The organism is Ruegeria sp. CG4 (assembly GCF_056537185.1).
Genome location: NZ_JBQFRB010000008.1, coordinates 13,396 through 33,776, shown reverse-complemented (window position 1 = coordinate 33,776; position 20,381 = coordinate 13,396). Strand labels below are relative to the sequence as shown.

Here is a 20,381-nt window from a genome sequence, read left to right as displayed (position 1 = left end):
AACATGGATTCGGACACCCATCTGTCTCAGGGACCTCTGACTCCCGATCGTCCTCCTCAAATCTCCTGACATCCTCAGGCCCGCAAGCGCGGGTTTTCATGTTGTTTCGGTTCCAGCATTCATTGCGACCGTCGGGAGATTATTATGCGTGGAAGATATGCGGCACTATCAGTACTTGCCTTGGCGTTTGGCCTGGGTGGAGGTGTCATTCTTGAAAGACTGTACCTGAATCCAATTGATCAGGGCCAGTCGAATGAACCAGAAGTCCTTTATTGGGTAGCTCCGATGGATCCGAATTTTCGGCAGCCTGGACCTGGAAAATCGCCTATGGGTATGGACTTGATCCCGGTTTATTCTGGGCAGGAACCTACCGGCGACCCTGAAGAAGTCACCCTGAGCGCTGCAGAAATCAACGCAATTGGCGTGCGAACTGCGGTTGCACGCATGACTGATATCGAGCCTCGTATCGAGACGGTGGGTTTCGTCGGCTTTGACGAACACCTGACCAATCACGTTCATACACGCGTTGAAGGTTGGATTGAGCAACTGAAAGTTCGCGCGGTCGGTGATCGCGTTGAGAAGGGGCAAGTTCTATTCGAACTCTTTTCACCGCTGATCGCAGCTGCAACCGGCGATCTTGTACGCGCAGTCGAAGCTGGTGACCCGCGTATTTTGGACGCGGCGCGCAACAAGTTGATCAGCCACGGTATGTCCGCACGTCAGGTTGCAGAGATCGAGGCGGGCGGTGAGTTGGTTCGAAATGTGGAAATTGAGGCGCCTCAAAACGGTGTTGTCATAGCGCTGAACGCCGCCGATGGAATGTACCTGCAGCCAGGCACGCTTGCGTTTTCGGTCACCGATCTTTCCGAAGTATGGCTGATCGTCGATGTTTTCGAACGAGATATTGCACGTTTGTCGGATGACATGCGCGCAATAGCAAGGTTCGAGCACCTACCTGGTCGCACCTTCGAAGGCGAAATCGACTATGTTTACCCTGAGCTTGATCCGCAAACCCGAACTCTTCCCGTCAGACTGAGTTTCGATAACACCGACGGCGTGCTGCGGCCGGGCATGTTTGGCAGTGTTAGTCTTATACCGGATGAAAGCCGGAATGTTCTCACTGTTCCATCAGAGGCGCTAATTCGTACTGGTTCGGCGGAACGCGTCATCTTGAAAACGGGCGATGGTACCTTTCGCCCGAGACTGGTGACTACAGGTCTTCGAGACAGTTTCGGCGAGGGGGGACGAACAGAAGTTCTACAAGGGCTTGAACCCGGCGAGGAAGTTGTCGCATCCGCACAGTTTCTAATCGACAGTGAAAGTGCTTTGAGCGCCGGCTTCACGCGTATGGCACCAACGGACACCGAACCAGCACGCGGGGCAGGTACCCTGGTTTCACTCGATGCCCAAAATCGTATGGCAACTGTTCGTCACGATGTTCTCGAAAGCCTCGATTGGCCCGCAATGACTTCGCAGTTTCCGGTTAGGTCTGGTGTTTCGCTCGACCGTTTGAATTCTGGCGACGCGGTTGCTTTCGTGATCGCGAGGGGTGCGGATGGGCTTCTGAGCTTGATGGAGCTTGCACCAGACGATGGTATTGCCGGAACTGGAGCCGGAATCGCGCGCGCCGTCACTTCAGACGGCAAATTGACGCTTGAGCACGGACCGATCCCCGAGCTCGGTTGGCCCGCCATGACAATGGATTTGCCTGTTGTGGGAGTAGATCTCACTACCGTGCCAATCGACATGCCAATTGAGTTTGATCTGGCTGAGGGAGAAGGGGGGATGTTCTCGATTGTGGCAGTTCGCGAAGAGGGCTCGCCGCCGACGGATTCAGTTGAACCCGAAGAAACCATCACAGCTTCTGCTCCACCGATTGTTGTCACCGGCACGATCAACCTCGTCAATGCTGAGGCAGGGACTGCAACTATCACTCACGGACCGATGACTGAGATTGGGATGCCGGGAATGACCATGGATTTCCCATTAGAGCCAACATTGGACCCAAACATGCTCGAAGTCGGTTCTGAAATGACTCTGACTTTCGCGCGTGCAGATGGCATGACGATGGTGTTGGCTGCGGCAACGCCTATTGCACCGCCGCTTCAGGTTTCTGGCCGAATTAACAGTATCGACCCGAATGCGCGTACCGCGAACGTAACACACGGTCCAATGACCGAGATCGGCATGCCGGGCATGACCATGGATTTCCCGGTTGCGGAGGGGATTGAGGTTTCTAATTTGCCTGTAGGGATTGATGTTTCTTTGATCCTTCGCCGCAATCCCGACTTTTCGATGACGCTGTTAGAGGTCGCGCTTGATGGGAGTGTTACGCAGTGATCACGGCAATCATTCGTTCTTCTCTCGCCAACAGGTTCATCATCTTGGCCCTCGCATTCATGATAGGAGTTGCGGGTATTTGGGCCATTCGTGAGACGCCCGTTGATGCAATCCCGGATCTGTCGGATGTCCAGGTAATTGTTCGCACGCCATATCCCGGGCAAGCACCTCAAGTTGTCGAAAACCAAATTACATATCCATTGGCGACGGCCTTATTGGCCGTACCCGGTGCAAAAGACGTTCGCGGGTTCTCGTTCTTTGGAGACAGCTTTGTATATGTCGTCTTTGAGGACGGGACGGACCTCTACTGGGCTCGGTCGCGTGTGCTCGAATACTTGGGCCAGATTACCGGTAGCTTACCTGAAGGTGTGTCTCCACAACTTGGCCCCGATGCGACAGGGGTCGGGTGGATTTATCAGTACGCGCTGGTTGACAGAACCGGAAATCATGATCTGGCTCAGCTCAGGACTCTGCAGGATTGGTTTCTGAAATACGAATTACAAGCCGTGGAAGGCGTCTCAGAAGTCGCCACCATCGGCGGAATGGTCAAACAGTACCAGGTCGTCGTCGACCCAAATAAACTACGTGCCTATGACATAACACTTGCGCAACTGAGGACGGCTATTCAGGCGGCCAACCGCGAGACGGGCGGCAGCGTCATTGAGATGGGTGAAGCCGAATTCATGGTCAGGTCATCGGGCTACATTGATGAATTATCAGACCTTGCAAGCGCGCCATTGATGGTCAACGAGCGCGGCGCCGCTCTGACGCTTGGAGACGTTGCTGAAATCCGCCTGGGGCCTGAAATGCGCCGTGGTGTCGGGGAGCTCGACGGGCAAGGAGACGCGGTTGGCGGAGTGGTCATCCTGCGATGGGGTGGGAACGCGTTAGCGACGATCAAAGCGGTGGAAGCGCGCATAGAAGAGTTGCGCTCAAACCTGCCGGAAGGGGTCGAAATCATAACGACCTACGACCGATCTGGTGTGATCGAGCGTGCTATCGATAACCTCCAGAAGAAACTGACGCAGGAATTCATCGTCGTTGTTCTTGTGTGCGCGGCTTTTCTACTTCATCTGCGGTCATCCCTTGTGATTCTTCTGTCGCTCCCGCTGGGCATCTTTGCCGCATTTATTCTGATGAAGGCACAAGGAGTAAACGCAAACATCATGTCGCTCGGCGGCATAGCCATCGCTATTGGTGCGATGGTCGACGCATCGATTGTGATGATCGAGGCGATGCACAGGCGGTTGGAAAAAGAAAAGCTCACAGCAGAGAACCGATGGCGGATTGTGCAAGAGTGCGCTTCTGAGGTGGGACCAGCCCTTTTTTATTCTCTGGCGATTATCACGGTTAGTTTTTTGCCTGTTTTCGTTCTGGAAAATCAGGAAGGTAGGCTCTTCTCGCCACTCGCTTATACCAAGACCTACGCCATGGCTGCAGCCGCCATCCTTTCGATAACGTTGGTTCCGGTCTTGATGGGTTACTTTGTAAGGGGGCGTATTCTACCGGAGCGAAAAAATCCGCTAAATCGCTTGGTCGTGTTCGTGTACCGCCCATTTCTGGACGCGGCAATTGCCTGGCCATGGGCAACAACACTGTTGGCCGGCGTTCTGGTGACGTCCATGTGGTACCCGTACCAGAGAATTGGCTCTGAATTCATGCCCGAGTTGAACGAAGGTGATTTTCTCTACATGCCGAGCTTCTACCCCGGGATCTCGACGGGAAAAGCCCGTGAGGTACTGCAGCAGACCAACCGCCTGATAGCTACCGTGCCTGAAGTCGAAACTGTTCACGGTAAAGTTGGGCGTGCGGAGACTGCAACCGATCCAGCACCTCTAACGATGGTGGAGACCACAATCCAACTCAAGCCGGAAGAAGAATGGCGCCCCGGCATGACAATGGAGAAAATCCGGAATGAGCTCGATCGTATCGTTCAGGTTCCGGGCGTTACAAATGTTTGGATCCAACCTATCAAGAACCGCATCGATATGCTTGCGACAGGTATCCGTACTCCTGTCGGTGTCAAAATATCCGGCACCGACTTGGAGGTCATTACAGATATAGGGATCGAAGTAGAACGTGCGGTCGCTGATATTGAAGGGACGGCTTCCGCCTACGCAGAGCGACCTGTTGGCGGGCGTTTCATCGAAATCGACGTCAAACGAGATGCCGCCTCCCGATACATGATGAGTGTTCGAGAAGTTCAGGACGTAGTTCAGACCGCAATTGGCGGTATGCAAGTGTCGGAATCTGTAGAGGGGCTGGAGAGGTTTCCGATAAACCTACGGTACCCTCAAGCATGGCGAGACAGCCCGGAACGGCTCGAAAATCTTCCTGTCGTCACACCGTCGGGTGCTCATGTGCCACTGTCTGCTCTCGCCGATATTCGAATAGTTGACGGGCCGGGAATGATTCGATCGGAGAACGCTCGACGAACCGGGTTCGTGTTCATCGACATAGCGGGGCGCGACCTGGGCGGATATGTGGCCGAAGCACAAGAAGTGGTTACAGAAAAGGTCAACCTGCCTCCAGGTTATTCGCTGACTTGGTCGGGGCAGTATGAGTACATAGAGAGAATGCAGGACAGGCTGACGATCGTTGCTCCTGCAACCCTACTAATTATCACGCTCATGCTTTTCTTGGCGTTCAATCGAGTGATTGAGGTCGGGATAATTCTTGCGGCGCTTCCGGTCGCATTGGCAGGTGGGGTTTGGTTCCTGTGGTATCTTAACTTCGATATTTCGATAGCTGTACTCGTGGGTTTCATCGCGCTGGCGGGAGTTGCGGTGGAAACAGCGATTGTCATGTTGCTGTACCTCAATCTTGCTTGGGAGAAACGTCGTGGGCTGGCGCAATCGGAACAGCGAAAGCTGACACGTGACGATATCGAAGACGCGGTGTTCGAAGGCGCCGTTCTTCGGGTTCGGCCGAAGGTAATGACCGTAGCCACGATCTTCGCAGCACTGATACCCATCATGTACGGCACCGGTACAGGCTCTGAAATCATGCAGCGGATCGCTGCGCCGATGATTGGGGGCATGGTGACAGCAACCCTTCTCACGCTTTTCGTCATTCCCGCAATATTCGTGATTTGGAAACGGCTCGCGCTCAATCGCGTGAACCGAGAGATCTCCCACACGATCCAGGAAGTGCCCCCTGCGCTTCCGGCAGAATAATACCCACAACCTTGAAACAGGAGCATCTGATGAAAACTTTGACTGCTATTGTGGCCCTTTTGGCCGTGTCTACGACAACCAGCTTCGCGCAAACGAACCACGACATGGACCATTCCAACATGTCCATGTCGTCCGAACAGATGGAAGGGGCGGTTCACGCAAAAGCTTTGGTGAACTCAATTGGCGACGAAACCGCCAACGTCAGCCATGATCCGATCCCCGAGATCGGGTGGCCCGCGATGACGATGGATTTGCAGCTTCTTGAGAATGCCCAGATGATGGGTGAGATTAGCGCCGGTGACGAAGTCACACTGATGTTGGTCAAAAGCGATGGTGGTATGTATGCGATCGGCGCGATCATGAAAAACTGAGTCTGTTGATGCGGCAGCTATTCACCAATGATGTGATTGTTCGCCGTTTCAAGGACCGTAGGAAATTCTATGAACTAAGAGAAATGGAGTAGGAGCCACTCAAGAACCAAATCGTATTTTAACGATCTGTGGCTCTGCTCATAAGTTATCAGTCCATTGTCGGTTAAAGGCGCAATAAGCAATTCGTTGACTGATTGAAGCTCCAAAGCTCAGAAAATCTTCCGGCTACTCTGAAGGAACAGAGCAATCCAGGCAAGCAGTACAGAAACTGCCAACGCTTCGGTATCTCCGCCCCGCGCCACTGCAGTTAAACTTGCGCTAAATTCTGGAGTTGCTTGCGCAGCCCAGTGGGAATCTGACCGACAAGCAAATCCCACCTAAAACATTTCACAATTGGAATGTGTGTACTACATTGTCGCTGAGATGACTTCACGCGGCCATTCAACGGACCAGCGTCGAATTGTCTGGGGCGTTGCCTTGTTGGTTTTTGCTTCAGTCGAAAACGCAGCGCGGAGCGGTCAAAATGAGGATATCTTCAGGGCGACGACTTGGGAAAACGATACGACATGACAGCTAACACAAGAGAGCACTGGGACGATGTCTATGGCGAGAAGTTTGACACCCAATTGAGTTGGCACGAGGATGATCCGGAGATATCGCTTGAACTCATCGAGTTGATCAGAGTGTCTAAGCCTTCATCCGTCATCGACATTGGCGGGGGTACATCTCGTCTTGCTGGAGCGTTGCTTGCGAAGGGGCTCCATGACGTGACAGTTCTCGATCTATCGCAGGTCGCGTTGGACACGGCCCGGGAAAGGTTGGGGCGCGCCGCTGAAACAGTCACTTGGATTTCCGCAGATATAACTTCTTGGGTCCCCGATCGCAGATATGACGTCTGGCATGATAGGGCGGTTTTTCACTTTCTCGTGGATACATCGCAACGCGCGGCCTATATGGAAAGAGTGAAGAGAGGGGTAAAAATTGGCGGCCATGCGATCATTGCTACGTTTGCACTTGATGGGCCGGAGACTTGCAGTGGTCTCCCGGTCGCCCGCTATAGTCCGAGCGATATCGCCATGCTTTTCGAGGACCACTTTGAACTCGTCGCGCATCGCCATCACCTGCACCAAACCCCTTGGGGGGAAAGCCAGTCTTTCCAGTTCAGTGTACTCCGACGCTGCGGTTGAGCCCACACCTGAAGCTGGCCCAAAGTGGTGGGCTTCCAATAAGCTTTCGGAACATGCCTATTGTGTTCACAAGTTACGTTTGGCCCTCAAAAACTGGCAGAACCACCTTAGCGCACAAGCCGCCAGTTTCTCTGTTTAGCAATTCTATTGTGCCACCGTGCGACTGGATGATCGTACGTGCGATCGACAGCCCCAAGCCGGTTCCGCCAGTCTCTCGCGAGCGGGATGTTTCAAGCCGCACAAATGGGTCGAATACCGCATCAAGCATATGCTCGGGGATGCCGGGGCCCTGATCCTGGATCAATATTTTTGCCTCATTCCCCTCTTGCTTGACCGAGACGTCGGCCCGGGCACCATACCGGCAGGCGTTTTCAATGATATTGCGCAGAGCTCGCTTCATCAGCATCGGTCGAAGCGTGACGGCCGGATTGTCTGCTACCGATACCTCAACCACGTTGCCGGCTTGCACAATGTCTTCGGTCGTTTTGGTTACGAATTCACCAATTGGGACGGTACTGGAAGGTTCGCGCGTGGCTACGCCCTTGGCAAATGACAGGGTGGAGTCCACCATATCCTGCATTTCCTCGATGGTCTCGATCAGATGGTCACGGGTCTCCTCTTCCTCCACCAGTTCGGCGCGAACCCGCAATCCCGTCAGAGGCGACCGCAAATCGTGACCCAGCGCCCCCAATAGTCTGGTCCGATCGGCAACATAGCGAGTCAACCTGTCACGCATATGGTTGAACGCCTGCGTCAAATCTCGCACCTCGGTCGGACCAGAAACCGTCAGTTCCTGGACGTCTTCACCGCGACCAAACTGGTCTGCAGCCAGTGACAGGCGGCGCAACGGGCCGGTCAGCCGTGTCAGTAGAAACCAAATGGCTGCTCCAAGAATTAAAGTTGCAGTGAAACCGAAGCTGACGAAGGACTGCAAAGGCCATTGCAGAGGAGGGTTATGGAACCGGGTATCCACGTTGAGCCATTGATCGGTCGTCAGAGCGATCGACAGCTGCATTTCAATTGCGGAAACGTGATCACGCATCATTGCCATGTGCATTTCAGCCATTGTGGACGGAACACCTTCGACCGGCAGCATATCAGGAGAGAACTCATGCAACTCTACCCGGATGGGACGGTTTTCATAGCCTGGCAGAATTCTGCGGATTGTGTTTTCGACCGTCCCACCAGCGCTATGCCCGGTGTGATCGACCGCGGGCGTATCTGTAAGGCTGAAACGCACCAGTGGAGAGCTTGCCGCCCGCAGGATCGCGTCGTGCATCTCGGGTGGAGCTTCTTCAATCAGCCGCGCGATGTTTGCGGCGCGTCCGGCGGTTTCCAGGCCAAGGGCCATGTGCACTGCCATTGAGCGTTCGTCGACGAACAGCCACAGGCTGACCAGTTGCGCGGCAGCCAGCGCGGCGATGATCAAAAGGATAAGCTGACCGCGCAGACTTTGGGCAAAGGCTTTCATCCCGTAAGCTCGCTCACGTCGGTCGACAGGCAATAACCGCCACCTCTTACCGTGGTGATGAGCTTCGGGCGCGTTGGGTCGGCTTCGATCTTGCGACGCAAGCGGCTGACCTGGTTGTCGATCGTACGGTCGAACAAGTGCGGGCTGCGGCCGGCGGTCAAATCCAGCAGTTCGTCGCGTGACAGGAGTTTGCGGGGCCGCTGCAGGAATACGGCCAGGAGCCGGACATCGGCGGTGGTCAGACTTTCTTCGGCCCCTTCGGCGGATATCAAAGTGCGACTGTCGGCATCCAGTACCCAGCTTCCAAACGCGATCCGTTTGCCGCTCAGATCGCCAGCCGGGGGGACGGTGGTTTCGGAACGCCGCAGGATCGCCTTGATCCGGGCCAGCAATTCACGTGGGTTAAATGGTTTGGGCAGGTAGTCATCGGCGCCGATCTCTAAACCCACGATACGGTCGGTATCATCGCTGAGGGCTGTCAGCATCAGGATCGGCGGGCCACCGGCCGCGGACAGGCGGCGGCAGACCGACAATCCGTTTTCGCCCGGCATCATGATGTCGAGTACGATAAGGTCAATCCGACCGGCCGCCAGTCGCGCGTCCATCTCGGTTGCGTCGCGCGCGGTACTGGCGCGCAACCCATTCTTTTCCAGATAACGGCTGACAGCATCACGGATTTCGCGGTGGTCGTCGACAATCAAGATATGTGGTGCTTCGGTCATGGCGCGATCATAGGCCCCGGCGCGGTACAAATCCCGGCTTTTTTGTAACCCTTTGTATCAGTTGGGCCGGCTGCGACACAACGATACAAACCGGGTTGAGTAGGGGGGTGGTGGCGCGGCCGAGGGCGGCCATATGCTTTGTGTAGAAACAAAAACCCGAGAGGTGAAAGTCATGAAAGTTACCTTCACGCTGGCCGCCGGAGCCTTTGCCGCGACTTTGATGGCGCTGCCCGCGCTTGCCGCCGGTCAGCATGGCAGCAGCGCGCAGATGCAGGGCCATCAGGGCGGCATGATGCAGGGTGCGCCCGGCGGGATGATGGGCGATCACGCAGGCATGATGCAAATGATGATGAAAACGCATGGCCAGATGATGGGTGGTATGCATGGTAAGGGTATGATGGGCGGCAACTGGCTGGCGGTTCTGGACATGGACGAGGACGGTCGCCCGAGCGAATCTGAGATCGCCGAAGGTCTGAAGGCCCGGATGCAGGCGCATGACGTTAATGGAGATGGCAACCTGTCGATTGATGAGTTCGAAGCGCTGCATTCCGGAATGATCCGTGAAACCATGGTGGACCGATTTCAGCATCTGGATGCCAATGGCGATGGCACGGTGACCACAGGGGAAATCGAGAAAGGCGCGAAGACGATGTCGCCGAAACACGGCATGAAGGCCTCGAAACCTGTGACAAAGGCTTCTGAAACCAACAACTGAAACGCAACCGTGTAGCCGGGTCATCGCACTCGGCACAAACCACTGAGGAACAAAGCGATGATGGGGTATGGCGCTGGAATGGGGTTTGGCATGATTTGGATGTCGCTGATTGCAGTGTTGATCGTTCTGGCGATCGTGGCACTGGTCAAATACATCGCTAAGTGACCTCGGAATCCGTCACTCCCGTATAGGGGTGGAGGGCTATGTCATAGGAGGAACGAAAGCTGGAAGGCCTACACAGCAATAGCCGTTTGGTTTTCATCGCGGTTTTGATCGCGTTTCTGATCGCCACCATCTGGTTGTGGCTGTCTGGCGCGTTGGACGCAGGACTATCGCGCGAAGTCATTACTGCGTGGGTGGATTGGGCCGGCCCGTTCGGACCCGTTGTCATCATCGGCTTCATGACAGCCGCAGTGGTTGCCAGCCCAATCCCCAGCGCTCCGATCGCTGTCGCTGCCGGGGTGGCATATGGGCATGGGCTGGGAACCGCATTGGTTGCTATCGGGGCGGAGTTGGGGGCGCTGCTGGCGTTCCTGATAGCCCGTTGGTTGGGGCGCGACGCGCTGCGCCGGTGGTTCGGCGACAAGCTGGACATGGGGTTGCTTGGATCGCAGAATGCCCTGATGTTGACCGTGTTCACCAGCCGCCTGATGCCTTTCGTTTCTTTCGACATGGTCAGCTATGCCGCCGGTCTGACCCAACTTCAATTTTGGCGGTTCGCCCTGGCCACCTTGGCTGGACTCCTGCCGGCCAGTTTCGTTCTGGCCCATCTGGGCAGCCAGATTACCGAAACCGCGACAGGCGGCACCAGCCTTGCGGTTATCGGGCTTGGGCTGTTGACGGGGGCGCCACTTATTTGGTTGGCTTGGAATCGCAAGATGCCCGTTGGCTCTTCAGACCACGAATTGAGCCAGATCAATGCGACCGGTCCAAGCGGCCCTAAACTGTTGGAGAATGGAGGAAACCCTAAGTGATCCGCGCACAATGGATATCAACTGCGACACGGACGGCCCGAGCCATGGGCCGGCTGCAGGTCCTGTTGATCTGTGCGTTGGTGGTTTCGATGCTGATCTCTGTTGTGCCGTCCCATGCCGGACATGACATCGCGAAGGCCGCCACCCAGGCCGAGCTTGTGATCGATGACAGCGGTGGGTATCCCGCGTCTCATCCATCAGAAGAATTAGACTGCTCAGTGCACCCGGGCTGCTATGCGATGGCAGTTATGGCGGCACCTGAATTGCTCTCGATGCGTATTGCTACGCCCGTGGCGCCAGAACGGTTCCGGCCACGCGCAAGCCTGCCGGTCGCCCCACTACCACATCCGCCAAACCTGTCCTGAACGTGACCGGCAATGGCCCCGGATTCGCTCCGGGGTCTTGCCCAAGCCGTTGATTGCGGCCCAACTCGGTTCAGGACACTTACCATGCTTGCCATTCTGTACTTTTTCGTCACGGGCGCGGTGCTATTCGCACTGTTGCGCCTGGCCTGTGGCTCCTGTGTGATGGGGATACAAGAACATCAGCCGGGTGTTCCGGTGATAACCCTTGGCTGGGCGCTCAGCCTGTTTCTGGCCGCAACCTACCTGCTGTGCGTGGCCTTTGACCTGATCTTTCCAAGTTTTGCCATGTACCGGACTTGGATCGGCCTGATGCCCGGAGTGACCTGGCTCAGCCTGCCCTCATTCCTGTTGGGACTGTTGTGGGCGTTTCTCTACGGCTGGTACGCCGCGTTGCTGTTCGGCGGACTGTTCAATGTCTTTGCGGCTCGCACAAAACTCAACTGATTGAAAGGACAAAGCCATGAAGGCCATCGCTCTGACCCTGCTTTTGACGCCCTTCCTGATGGCCGTCATCTACCGGATTTTTCTGCACGTGCCCGCCAATGCGCGCGTTTCAGTTGACGAAAGGAAACCTAAATGACCCTGTTCAATCTGGCCGCTGGCCTGTCCGTAGTAGCTTTGACCGCGCCCTCTCTCACGCTGGCGTCAACCGTGTTCATTCCCGAAGGCAGCGCGGACTCGGTTCTGGTGATCGACTCCGAAACCGGCAAGACCGTCGAGCGGCTGCCGAGGCTCGTGGCGGTCCATGGGCTGGCAGGCGCGCCCGACGTTAAGTACCTGGTCGCAGGCAGCTACGCAGAAACCGAGGCCACAACGCCACCAAAGCCCGAAGGTATGTCCGAGGATGAACACGCTGCGCACCACGCCAAGCGCGATGTCACCGCGTTGCCCAAAGACAAGGGGCGGAGCCTGCTGACGATCCTTGATGCGGAAACACGCGAGGTCGTCCGCCAGATCGAGGTTCCAGGTGCGGTGCATCACACCGCGGTGTCGCCCGACGGGCGGTTCGCGGTGGCGACCCATCCAGGCGGTGACGGTATTTCGATCGTCGATCTCGATAAGCTCAGCTTCCTTGGTTTCGTAGCAACCGGGCCAATGCCCAACTATGCGGTATTCGCGCCTGACGGCGACAGGGTCTATGTCACCAATACCGGCAATGGTACACTTAGCGAAGTAGATGTCGTCAAAGGCTTCGTCGTACGCAACATCCCCGTCGGCGAAGGCCCTGAGCATCTTGTACTTAACGCCACCGGCAGCGCCGCCTTCGTAGCCGACAGTGATGGTGGCAAGGCCTTCCGCGTAGATCTTGCCAGCGGTTCTGTCACCGAAACCTATGACATTGGAGGCGAGTTGCACGGGATCGGCCTGTCCGACCGCGAGGGCGTACTGTTCGTGGCCGCCAAAGGCACCGACCGGTTGTTGTCGATTGATCTTGCTACGGGCAAACAGCGATCGACCAACCTGTCACCGGCACCTTATCACCTGACGCCCATACCGAACTCAAGCAAGGTGATGGTATCAAGCCGAACCGAACCGAAGGTCTGGATCGTCGATCAAGTCAGCCTGACGGCTATTACCGAAGTGCCGATACTGGGTGAGGGCCACCAGATGGTTGTTCTGCCCTGAAGGACTGTGCCCGGCATTGTGTAATTAAACGGCTCTACGACCAAAGCTTAAACCAGGGAGCAGAACATGACAGAAGACCACGACATCAGAATCCACGCGAACGGCCCGACCGAGGTCGCTTACGTCTGCCCCATGCATTCTGACGTGCGTCAATCTGGGCCCGGCGACTGTCCCAAATGCGGGATGCACCTTGTGCCCGAGGGCGAGGTGGATGCGCATGCGCATCACCACCATTCCGCGCATCATGGAGCGACGGACGACAACGGTGAATATGACATCGTTCCGACAGGCTATGACGGACCCGTATATACCTGCCCGATGCATCCGCAGGTGCGGCAAACCCATCCCGGGTCCTGCCCACTCTGCGGCATGGGGTTGGAGCTGGAAAGCGCGGCGATGGTGGACGAGGGGCCGAACCCGGAACTGGTGGATTTCACCCGGCGCCTATGGGTAGGTGCGGTTCTGACGCTGCCGCTTTTGGTTTTCACGATGGGCCCCTACGTTGGGCTGTCTGGCGTGCGAGAGATTTTTGGTGAGCGTACAACCCTATGGATTGAACTGATACTTGGCACTCCGGTCGTTCTTTGGTGCGGCTGGCCATTTCTGGAACGAGGGTGGAATTCGTTTCGCACCATGAATCTAAACATGTTCTCGTTGATTGCCATGGGGGTTTCGGCCGCGTGGCTGTTCAGCGTTGTCGCCGTATTGATGCCCCACATATTTCCGGACGGTTTTCGAGATTCAGAAGGCCATGTTGGGGTCTATTTCGAAGCGGCCGCAGTTATCGTTACACTTGTTCTGCTCGGGCAGGTGATGGAACTGCGGGCCCGCGAAGGCACCGGTAAGGCGATCCGCGCTTTGCTGGACATGGCCGCAAAGACCGCCCGCATTATCCGCCCTGACAGCAGTGAAGAGGAAATCCCGCTTGAAGAAGTACAGGTAGGCGACCGCCTTCGCGTACGCCCTGGCGACAAGGTGCCAGTAGACGGCATTGTACTCGAAGGGCGCTCATCTGTTGACGAAAGCATGATCTCTGGCGAGCCGGTTCCGGTTGAAAAGGTACAGGGTGAGCCGGTCACAGGGGCGACAATCAACGGCACCGGTAGCCTTGTGATCGAAGCAACCCGAGTGGGCTCTGACACAATGCTGTCCCAGATTGTCGAAATGGTGGCCAACGCGCAACGCTCGCGCGCACCGATCCAGAAATACGCCGACAAAGTTGCCGGATGGTTCGTGCCAGCGGTCATTGGCATCGCTGTATTGGCCTTCATTGCATGGGCGGTTTGGGGACCGGCTCCGGCACTCTCCTACGCCTTGATCGCAGCGGTGTCGGTACTGATCATAGCTTGCCCGTGCGCGCTTGGCCTGGCCACTCCGATGTCGATCATGACGGCCACGGGGAGAGGTGCACAAGCCGGAGTTTTGATCAAAAATGCCGAAGCTCTGGAACGGTTCGAGAAGGTCGACACATTGATTGTCGATAAGACCGGTACCCTGACAATGGGCAAGCCAAAGCTTGTGGCTATATTACCCGAACCTGGCCATGACGAAGTCGAGGTGCTGCGGCTGGCCGCAACGCTGGAGAAGGGCTCGGAGCACCCGTTAGCTGAGGCAATCGTCACAGGAGCCGAGGAACGTGGCGTGGCCCTGTCCGACGCCAGTGACTTCGAGGCGGTGACTGGTAAAGGCGTGAAAGGCACGGTGGATGGCCGCCCCGTCGCGCTCGGCAACCTGAAACTGGTCACCGATCTCGGACTCGAGGCGGCCGAACTGACGGCCAAGGCCAATGCGCGTCGGGATGACGGCGAAACGGTGATGTTCGTGACGCTTGATGGTTCAGTGGCGGGGTTGGTTAGCGTCGCCGACCCGGTCAAGGAAACAACACCCGCCGCCCTCAAGGCGCTGCACGAGCTGGGTTTCCGAATTATCATGGCGACTGGCGACAACGAACGCACTGCAAAGGCGGTGGCCGAACGTCTGGGTATCGACGAGATTCGTGCCGACGTTCTACCCGAGGACAAGGCCCGAATAATTCGCGAACTGCAGGAGAAAGGCGCAAAGGTCGCCATGGCCGGTGACGGGGTGAACGACGCACCCGCATTAGCGCAGGCCGATGTAGGCATCGCAATGGGGACTGGCGCTGACGTAGCAATCGAAAGTGCAGGCTTCACGCTGGTCAACGGTAGCCTCGATGGCATCGTGCGCGCCCGAAGGCTGGCTCGCGCTGCTATGCGCAATATCCGGCAGAATCTATTCTTTGCCCTGATCTACAACGCCTCGGGCGTTCCGGTGGCGGCGGGTCTTCTGTTCCCGCTTTTCGGCATCCTGATCAGCCCGATGTTCGCCGCCTTCGCTATGAGTGCTTCATCGATTTCAGTGGTGTTGAATGCGCTGCGACTGCGGGGGGCGAAGATTTGAGCACGCACGAGCATAATACGCACGGTGCCGATGGCGCGCTGAAGCCCGGATCAATCTCGCTGACCGGGGCCGTCGCCATGGGTACCGGCGTTATGATCGGCGCGGGGATATTTGCACTGACCGGACAGATCGCCGGGCTGGCGGGGCCGTGGTTTCCGCTGTCCTTCGTGGTCGGGGCCGTGGTGACGGGTTTCAGCGCTTATACCTATATCGCCATGTCCAACGCCTGGCCCTCATCGGGCGGCATCGCCATGATCCTGACCAAGGCCTACGGGCCCGGGGCGGTTGCGGCGGCGGCCTCGCTGCTGATGGCGCTGTCGATGGTGATCAACGAAAGCCTCGTCGCGCGTACATTCGCGAGCTATGCGCTCCGCCCGTTCAACATCGAGAGCGGACCGCTGGTACCTTTGGTCGCGGTTGCGCTGATCGTCTTTGCCTATGCGGTGAACCGGTCGGGCAACCGGTCGGTGGGGTTGTGGTCGATCATCATGTCGGCGCTCAAGATCGGCGGGATCACAATATTCGGCATCGCCGCACTTTGGGCGGCGGGCGGAACCTGGCAGGTTCAGGGCTCGGAACCGGCGGCGCCGTTGGGGTTCGTCGCCTCGGTGGCCCTGTCGATCCTCGCGTTCAAGGGCTTCACCACCATCACCAACAGCGGGGCTGAGATCGTCGACCCGCACCGCAATGTCGGGCGCACCATCATGATTTCGATCGCGATCTGCGCGGTGGTCTACCTGCTGGTCGCCCTTGCGGTCGGCGTCAGCCTGCCGCCCGAGCAGATCCGCGCGGCGCAGGACTATGCTCTGGCCGAGGCTGCCAAGCCGGTGCTGGGGCAGGGCGGGTTCTACCTGACCGTTGCGCTGGCGATGGTGGCAACGGCCTCGGGGCTGATCGCCAGCGTTTTCGCCGTGTCCCGGATGCTGGCGATGCTGACCGACATGAAGATGATCCCGCACAGCCATTTCGGCATGACGGGCAGCATCCAGTCTCACACGCTGATCTACACGGTCGTGATTGCGGGTCTGCTTGCGGTGTTGTTCGACCTGTCTCGCATCGCCTCGTTGGGGGCGTTCTTCTACCTGGTGATGGACATGGCGGTGCATTGGGGTGTCTGGCGACGCTTGCGCGGTCAGATCAACGCCCGGGGATGGGTCTTGCTGACCGCTCTGACGCTGGATGCGGTGGTGCTGACTGCGTTCACAATACTCAAGCTACGCTCGGATCCGATGATCGTGGTTTATGCCGTTGCTGGCATCGGCTTGGTCTTCGCCTACGAGCGCATCTTTCTCAAACAATGGATCATCTAAAAGGAGGCAAATCAGCTATGACCCAATCAAATTTCGACGAAACTCGCGCCACACAGGAGACGACCGAAAGGGTCAGCTCTGACGAAACGCCCGAAGCGCCCAAAACCGAAGATCAGACGGCCAACGGTGCCAAGCGTAATTGGCTCCCGGTTGTCATTGCGATCGCGTTGGGCGCCGCTGTTCTGGGCTGGGAATACCGCGAGACACTCTATCCTTTGCTCAGTTCTCCGTTGCTGTTCTTGCTGGTCTGCGTGGGCATGCATTTCTTAATGCATCGCGGCCACGGCAAACACTGAGAACGGCGCCCTGTATGGCTGGCGGCTTTGCGGCAAGAACACTGCGCAACAAGGAGTAGGAATGGCCAACTGAGCAGAGCAAATACGTAATCCAAGAAGGAAGGGAAATTGCCATGTTAGCAGCTCCAATACGGATAGCCGCAATTGCACTGCCCCTGACGGCCGGTGCACTGCCTGTAATGGCTTCGCACGGTGAAGTTGAGCACTTGCGGGCGACGGACCAATTGCCCATGGGGCTCATCATGCCTGAAATGAATGCCGAACGGGGCAGGGCGCTGTTTGTCAACAAAGGCTGTATCGTCTGCCATTCGGTTAACGGTGTGGGCGGCGAGGACGCCCAGGCGCTGGATACCGACACTATGGAAGACATGATGAACCCCTTTGATTTTGCCGCCCGTATGTGGCGCGGTTCGGCTGCGATGGTCGAACTACAAAAGAAAGAACTGGGCGAACAGATCGAGCTTAACGGACAGGAACTGGCCGACATCATCGCCTTTGTCCATGACGCACGGGAACAGGCAAAACTGACACGAGATCAGATTCCGGAAGGCATCGCCAGAATGATGCACCATGACGTCGACGAAGATCACTCCGATGAATCGGAAATGGAGCATCAGGGTGAAGAAGAGAAACAGAGCGACTGATCAATGTCGTTCGTGTCCTACCATTCGATGAACCCGTCCTGACGCACAGGAGGAACAGTATGTCTGAATTTTCTGAAAGACAGGCACCTTCAGAGCCTGAAACTCGGCGAGATTTCTTATACTTCGTCACCGGCGGTGCCGCCATCGTGGCCATGGGCGCGGCGGTCTGGCCACTTGTTAACAGCATGAACCCCAGTGCAGACATCTCCGCCCAAGCCGTTGTCGACATAGATCTTGAAGGAGTCGGACCAGGAACGAGGATCACTGTTAAATGGAAAGGCAAACCGATCTTTATCGACCACAGGACTAAAGAGCGGATCGCGCTGGCTAAGGCAGAAGACGATGCACCAATGATCGACCCGCAACCTGACTCCGAGCGCGTACAGCGACCTGAATGGCTGGTAGTTGTTGGCGTATGCACCCATCTGGGATGCATACCGCTCGGGCAGGGTGGCAGCGAACCCACCGGAGACTGGGACGGTTGGTTCTGTCCGTGTCACGGTTCACATTACGACACGTCAGGCAGAATTCGGAAAGGCCCCGCGCCCCGCAACCTCGATCTGCCCCCTTACGAGTTCGTGACCGACACGCGGCTAAAAATAGGGTGACAGCGTGGTGAAAATCAGAACTGTTCGATCGTAAGCGCTATCGAACTCAGCAGTGAGAAATGGGCGCAATTCGGGCCTTGAACGGAAGGTAGCGGGGTTGCTTGAGAACCGGATTATCGCCAGGCCGGACCCAGAGTGGCAGGTGCAGAAAAAGAGGAGATCAAGGCTTCCGTTTCCGAGTTGAGTTTGCGCCAGATCATTGTGAGAAATCCCTGCGTCGCCCAGAAAGCCATATCTGATGAGTATCCGAGGGTGACGAATATGGCGGTCCCGTATCTGCGGTCCGCATTAAATCCTACCGGTGCGTTTTTTACATCGGCTTAAGACAAGCTTTCCCAGGAGGGAACATGACAATGAATAACCTGAGCCGCCGCCGCTTGATGCAAGGAGCCGCGGCCCTTGTGGGGAGCGCGGCGCTTCCCGTCTTCGCGAAAACAAGCCCCTCAATCCATGTCCTGAAGGATCCGAATTGTGGGTGCTGCGGATCGTGGATCAAAATCATGCGGGCGGAAGGTTTTGAAGTAGGCGTGGAAAACAGTGCTTGGGAGGCCTTGAACGCTTACAAAACCGCCAATGGGATTCCGGAGGGCATGATGTCATGCCACACGGGCCGCGTGGAAGGCTACATGATCGAAGGACACGTCCCACCCGCTGACATTCGGCGCCTGCTGGGCGAACGCCCGGATGGTGTCGGACTGTCGGTTCCGGGAATGCCTTTCGGCTCACCTGGCATGGGACCGGAAAGCGAACGCGAAGCTTTTGACGTCTTCCTGATCCGCAAGGATGGAACCACAGAGGTGTTCGCCAGCTACCCGGCGGCATGAAGTGCCGGTAGCGCTGGCGAGATCCTGAAAAACACGGCCCTCGCTTCTTCTGCCCGGTTTACGTGACATTCTTCACGGCAAACCAGTTGATCCGCGACTTCGCGCCTGCCTTGTCCTATCGGGCAAGTTCCAGCCTACGGTGAAAAAATACCTGCGTCCGCAAAGCCTGATGACCGGCTTTGCGGACAAAACCGACATCACGGTCGCCGTATCAACCGCAGCATTTGTCGCCCGCCTGAATTGGCGGGCATGGGGCCGATCCGTAGGAACAGTAGACGCAGCAATCGCCGGGAAGTGGCTTCAGGACTTTTCCGCAAGATGTGCATTCGTAGAACCACTGGCACGCATCTGTTGGCATCGTTTCAGGTCTTGAATGTCCACATTCCGGGCAGATGATCGTGCTGACAAGGTTCGGGCGTTCTTCACTCATGGCGTCACATTAAGGTTATCAGGAAATCATTTATTCGGATTTCGTTGAGTACGATAACCCAAGCGATAGTCGTCAACGCAAAACTGCCTGTCAGCCACCATTTGAGGCGGTCGAGTGAACCATGGCGGTACGCGACGATGCCAGAGAGAAGCAGCAGGGCCGTCGAACCGCCGAGCACGCAATAACTCGCGGCGGCGATCTTGCCAAATACGGCCAGCCAGCTCCCTCCCAAGCCAAGTAAAATCAAGGCCATCGGCAAGATGCAGCAGGTCGCAACGCCAAATGCGGTAAACGATCTAAGAAAACTCGCCCCTACAAATTTGCTCATAGTCAGCTTTCTCCGACTTTGACGATCTTGGGCGGAAGCCGGTTCGGCTTCCTCGATTTTTGCTTCGTGCGGTTTGCGAAATTCGACATCATGACCGACAATATGCATCCTGTAGTGGCTACAGGTTCAAGGGAAAGGTCATCACATGATTGCGATTGGCGAAGTGGCGAGATTGACCGGCCTGTCGATCGAGACGATCCGCTACTACGAACGGGAAGGCATAGTCGAGAAAGCCGGTCGAACCGCCTCGGGGCGCCGCGCTTACACGGAACGGGAAATATCCGAGCTCAGATTCATCAAACGCTGCCGCGATCTTGGCTTTACTATTCAGGATGCATGTGCACTTCGCGAATTGTCCAAAGCGCCGGAGCAAGCCTGTCGTGACGCCGAAGGCGTCGCAACAAGACACCTCGACAACGTTAGGTCAAAAATCGCCGCTCTCCAACGGCTGGAGCAAGCATTGGTAGAACTTGTGCAGACCTGTGCTGAAGGAGAAGCAGCATGCCCCCTGCTAACGGCGTTGCTCAACGAGCCTGTCGTCAAAGATGTCATTAGCGGCCATTAATTGCAGCGCCC

General features: G+C 56.7%; 20 protein-coding genes. 16 read left to right on the top strand and 4 right to left on the bottom strand.

Annotated features, from left to right (window positions below; all coding sequences use genetic code 11):
• Positions 1-144 precede the first annotated feature (144 nt).
• The 4 genes from ACR0J2_RS18235 to ACR0J2_RS18220 all read left to right on the top strand — a co-directional run bounded on the left by ACR0J2_RS18235 (position 145) and on the right by ACR0J2_RS18220 (position 7,074).
• Complete coding sequence (locus ACR0J2_RS18235) at positions 145-2,340, top strand: efflux RND transporter periplasmic adaptor subunit (RefSeq protein ID WP_171676534.1); 2,196 nt, start codon at positions 145-147, stop codon at positions 2,338-2,340.
• Positions 2,337-5,516, top strand: a complete 3,180-nt coding sequence (locus ACR0J2_RS18230; RefSeq protein WP_171676535.1) for an efflux RND transporter permease subunit — start codon at positions 2,337-2,339, stop codon at positions 5,514-5,516. Before ACR0J2_RS18235 ends, ACR0J2_RS18230 begins: the two co-directional genes overlap by 4 nt.
• A gap of 29 nt (positions 5,517-5,545) precedes the next feature.
• The gene (locus ACR0J2_RS18225) at positions 5,546-5,887 is read left to right on the top strand and encodes a copper-binding protein (RefSeq protein ID WP_171676536.1); all 342 of its coding nucleotides are present in this window, start codon (positions 5,546-5,548) and stop codon (positions 5,885-5,887) included.
• Positions 5,888-6,453: 566 nt separating this feature from the next.
• Complete coding sequence (locus ACR0J2_RS18220; protein ID WP_171676538.1) at positions 6,454-7,074, top strand: class I SAM-dependent methyltransferase; 621 nt, start codon at positions 6,454-6,456, stop codon at positions 7,072-7,074.
• A gap of 73 nt (positions 7,075-7,147) precedes the next feature.
• Here the strand turns inward: ACR0J2_RS18220 and ACR0J2_RS18215 are convergent, their stop codons facing one another.
• Both ACR0J2_RS18215 and ACR0J2_RS18210 read right to left on the bottom strand, forming a co-directional pair.
• Positions 7,148-8,545: an ATP-binding protein gene (locus ACR0J2_RS18215; RefSeq protein ID WP_170481601.1), complete on the bottom strand. Its 1,398-nt coding sequence runs from the start codon at positions 8,543-8,545 to the stop codon at positions 7,148-7,150.
• Entirely contained in the window at positions 8,542-9,267 is a 726-nt protein-coding gene (locus ACR0J2_RS18210; RefSeq protein ID WP_171676540.1) for a response regulator, read from the bottom strand. Before ACR0J2_RS18210 ends, ACR0J2_RS18215 begins: the two co-directional genes overlap by 4 nt.
• Positions 9,268-9,439: 172 nt before the next feature.
• Between ACR0J2_RS18210 and ACR0J2_RS18205 the strand changes: the two genes are divergently transcribed.
• From ACR0J2_RS18205 to ACR0J2_RS18155, 11 genes are all read left to right on the top strand, one after another.
• Positions 9,440-9,982, top strand: a complete 543-nt coding sequence (locus tag ACR0J2_RS18205; RefSeq protein WP_253762181.1) for an EF-hand domain-containing protein — start codon at positions 9,440-9,442, stop codon at positions 9,980-9,982.
• A gap of 269 nt (positions 9,983-10,251) precedes the next feature.
• On the top strand, positions 10,252-10,956 hold the full coding sequence (locus ACR0J2_RS18200) for a TVP38/TMEM64 family protein (protein WP_480813459.1): 705 nt from the start codon (positions 10,252-10,254) through the stop codon (positions 10,954-10,956).
• On the top strand, positions 10,953-11,321 hold the full coding sequence (locus tag ACR0J2_RS18195; RefSeq protein WP_157054266.1) for a hypothetical protein: 369 nt from the start codon (positions 10,953-10,955) through the stop codon (positions 11,319-11,321). Before ACR0J2_RS18200 ends, ACR0J2_RS18195 begins: the two co-directional genes overlap by 4 nt.
• An 84-nt stretch (positions 11,322-11,405) precedes the next feature.
• The gene (locus ACR0J2_RS18190; protein ID WP_171676542.1) at positions 11,406-11,765 is read left to right on the top strand and encodes a hypothetical protein; all 360 of its coding nucleotides are present in this window, start codon (positions 11,406-11,408) and stop codon (positions 11,763-11,765) included.
• 132 nt (positions 11,766-11,897) lie between these two features.
• Complete coding sequence (locus ACR0J2_RS18185; protein ID WP_171676544.1) at positions 11,898-12,947, top strand: YncE family protein; 1,050 nt, start codon at positions 11,898-11,900, stop codon at positions 12,945-12,947.
• 132 nt (positions 12,948-13,079) lie between these two features.
• Positions 13,080-15,365: a copper-transporting P-type ATPase gene (locus ACR0J2_RS18180; RefSeq protein ID WP_171676571.1), complete on the top strand. Its 2,286-nt coding sequence runs from the start codon at positions 13,080-13,082 to the stop codon at positions 15,363-15,365.
• Positions 15,362-16,675, top strand: a complete 1,314-nt coding sequence (locus ACR0J2_RS18175; RefSeq protein ID WP_171676546.1) for an APC family permease — start codon at positions 15,362-15,364, stop codon at positions 16,673-16,675. The genes ACR0J2_RS18180 and ACR0J2_RS18175 overlap by 4 nt, the downstream gene beginning before the upstream one ends.
• Positions 16,676-16,692: 17 nt before the next feature.
• Positions 16,693-16,971, top strand: coding sequence for a DUF2933 domain-containing protein (locus ACR0J2_RS18170; RefSeq protein ID WP_170515721.1), 279 nt, complete (start codon positions 16,693-16,695; stop codon positions 16,969-16,971).
• Positions 16,972-17,150: 179 nt separating this feature from the next.
• Complete coding sequence (locus ACR0J2_RS18165; protein ID WP_480813458.1) at positions 17,151-17,615, top strand: c-type cytochrome; 465 nt, start codon at positions 17,151-17,153, stop codon at positions 17,613-17,615.
• A gap of 59 nt (positions 17,616-17,674) precedes the next feature.
• Positions 17,675-18,223 (top strand): ubiquinol-cytochrome c reductase iron-sulfur subunit, encoded by a 549-nt coding sequence (petA, locus tag ACR0J2_RS18160; protein ID WP_170515728.1) that lies wholly within the window; start codon positions 17,675-17,677, stop codon positions 18,221-18,223.
• Between the two features lie 551 nt (positions 18,224-18,774).
• The gene (locus tag ACR0J2_RS18155) at positions 18,775-19,047 is read left to right on the top strand and encodes a DUF411 domain-containing protein (protein ID WP_480813457.1); all 273 of its coding nucleotides are present in this window, start codon (positions 18,775-18,777) and stop codon (positions 19,045-19,047) included.
• A 211-nt stretch (positions 19,048-19,258) separates the two neighbouring features.
• Here the strand turns inward: ACR0J2_RS18155 and ACR0J2_RS18150 are convergent, their stop codons facing one another.
• On the bottom strand, positions 19,259-19,477 hold the full coding sequence (locus tag ACR0J2_RS18150) for a GDCCVxC domain-containing (seleno)protein (protein ID WP_247748072.1): 219 nt from the start codon (positions 19,475-19,477) through the stop codon (positions 19,259-19,261).
• A 4-nt stretch (positions 19,478-19,481) separates the two neighbouring features.
• Positions 19,482-19,913 carry a hypothetical protein gene (locus tag ACR0J2_RS18145; RefSeq protein WP_480813456.1) on the bottom strand — a complete coding sequence of 144 codons (432 nt, stop codon included), beginning with the start codon at positions 19,911-19,913 and terminating at the stop codon, positions 19,482-19,484.
• Between the two features lie 37 nt (positions 19,914-19,950).
• Here ACR0J2_RS18145 and ACR0J2_RS18140 point away from each other — a divergent pair, with 37 nt between their 5' ends.
• Positions 19,951-20,370 carry a MerR family transcriptional regulator gene (locus ACR0J2_RS18140; RefSeq protein WP_170481544.1) on the top strand — a complete coding sequence of 140 codons (420 nt, stop codon included), beginning with the start codon at positions 19,951-19,953 and terminating at the stop codon, positions 20,368-20,370.
• Positions 20,371-20,381 lie beyond the last annotated feature (11 nt).

Bases quoted from the DNA above. Each gene is read 5' to 3' on its own strand.
- ACR0J2_RS18235 (WP_171676534.1), top strand. From the start codon at position 145: ATGCGTGGAAGATATGCGGCACTATCAGTACTTGCCTTGGCGTTTGGC.
- ACR0J2_RS18225 (WP_171676536.1), top strand. From the start codon at position 5,546: ATGAAAACTTTGACTGCTATTGTGGCCCTTTTGGCCGTGTCTACGACA.
- ACR0J2_RS18220 (WP_171676538.1), top strand. From the start codon at position 6,454: ATGACAGCTAACACAAGAGAGCACTGGGACGATGTCTATGGCGAGAAG.
- ACR0J2_RS18215 (WP_170481601.1), bottom strand. From the start codon at position 8,545: ATGAAAGCCTTTGCCCAAAGTCTGCGCGGTCAGCTTATCCTTTTGATC.
- ACR0J2_RS18210 (WP_171676540.1), bottom strand. From the start codon at position 9,267: ATGACCGAAGCACCACATATCTTGATTGTCGACGACCACCGCGAAATC.
- ACR0J2_RS18205 (WP_253762181.1), top strand. From the start codon at position 9,440: ATGAAAGTTACCTTCACGCTGGCCGCCGGAGCCTTTGCCGCGACTTTG.
- ACR0J2_RS18190 (WP_171676542.1), top strand. From the start codon at position 11,406: ATGCTTGCCATTCTGTACTTTTTCGTCACGGGCGCGGTGCTATTCGCA.
- ACR0J2_RS18185 (WP_171676544.1), top strand. From the start codon at position 11,898: ATGACCCTGTTCAATCTGGCCGCTGGCCTGTCCGTAGTAGCTTTGACC.
- ACR0J2_RS18180 (WP_171676571.1), top strand. From the start codon at position 13,080: ATGCATTCTGACGTGCGTCAATCTGGGCCCGGCGACTGTCCCAAATGC.
- ACR0J2_RS18170 (WP_170515721.1), top strand. From the start codon at position 16,693: ATGACCCAATCAAATTTCGACGAAACTCGCGCCACACAGGAGACGACC.
- ACR0J2_RS18165 (WP_480813458.1), top strand. From the start codon at position 17,151: ATGGCTTCGCACGGTGAAGTTGAGCACTTGCGGGCGACGGACCAATTG.
- petA (WP_170515728.1), top strand. From the start codon at position 17,675: ATGTCTGAATTTTCTGAAAGACAGGCACCTTCAGAGCCTGAAACTCGG.
- ACR0J2_RS18150 (WP_247748072.1), bottom strand. From the start codon at position 19,477: ATGAGTGAAGAACGCCCGAACCTTGTCAGCACGATCATCTGCCCGGAA.
- ACR0J2_RS18145 (WP_480813456.1), bottom strand. From the start codon at position 19,913: ATGCATATTGTCGGTCATGATGTCGAATTTCGCAAACCGCACGAAGCA.
- ACR0J2_RS18140 (WP_170481544.1), top strand. From the start codon at position 19,951: ATGATTGCGATTGGCGAAGTGGCGAGATTGACCGGCCTGTCGATCGAG.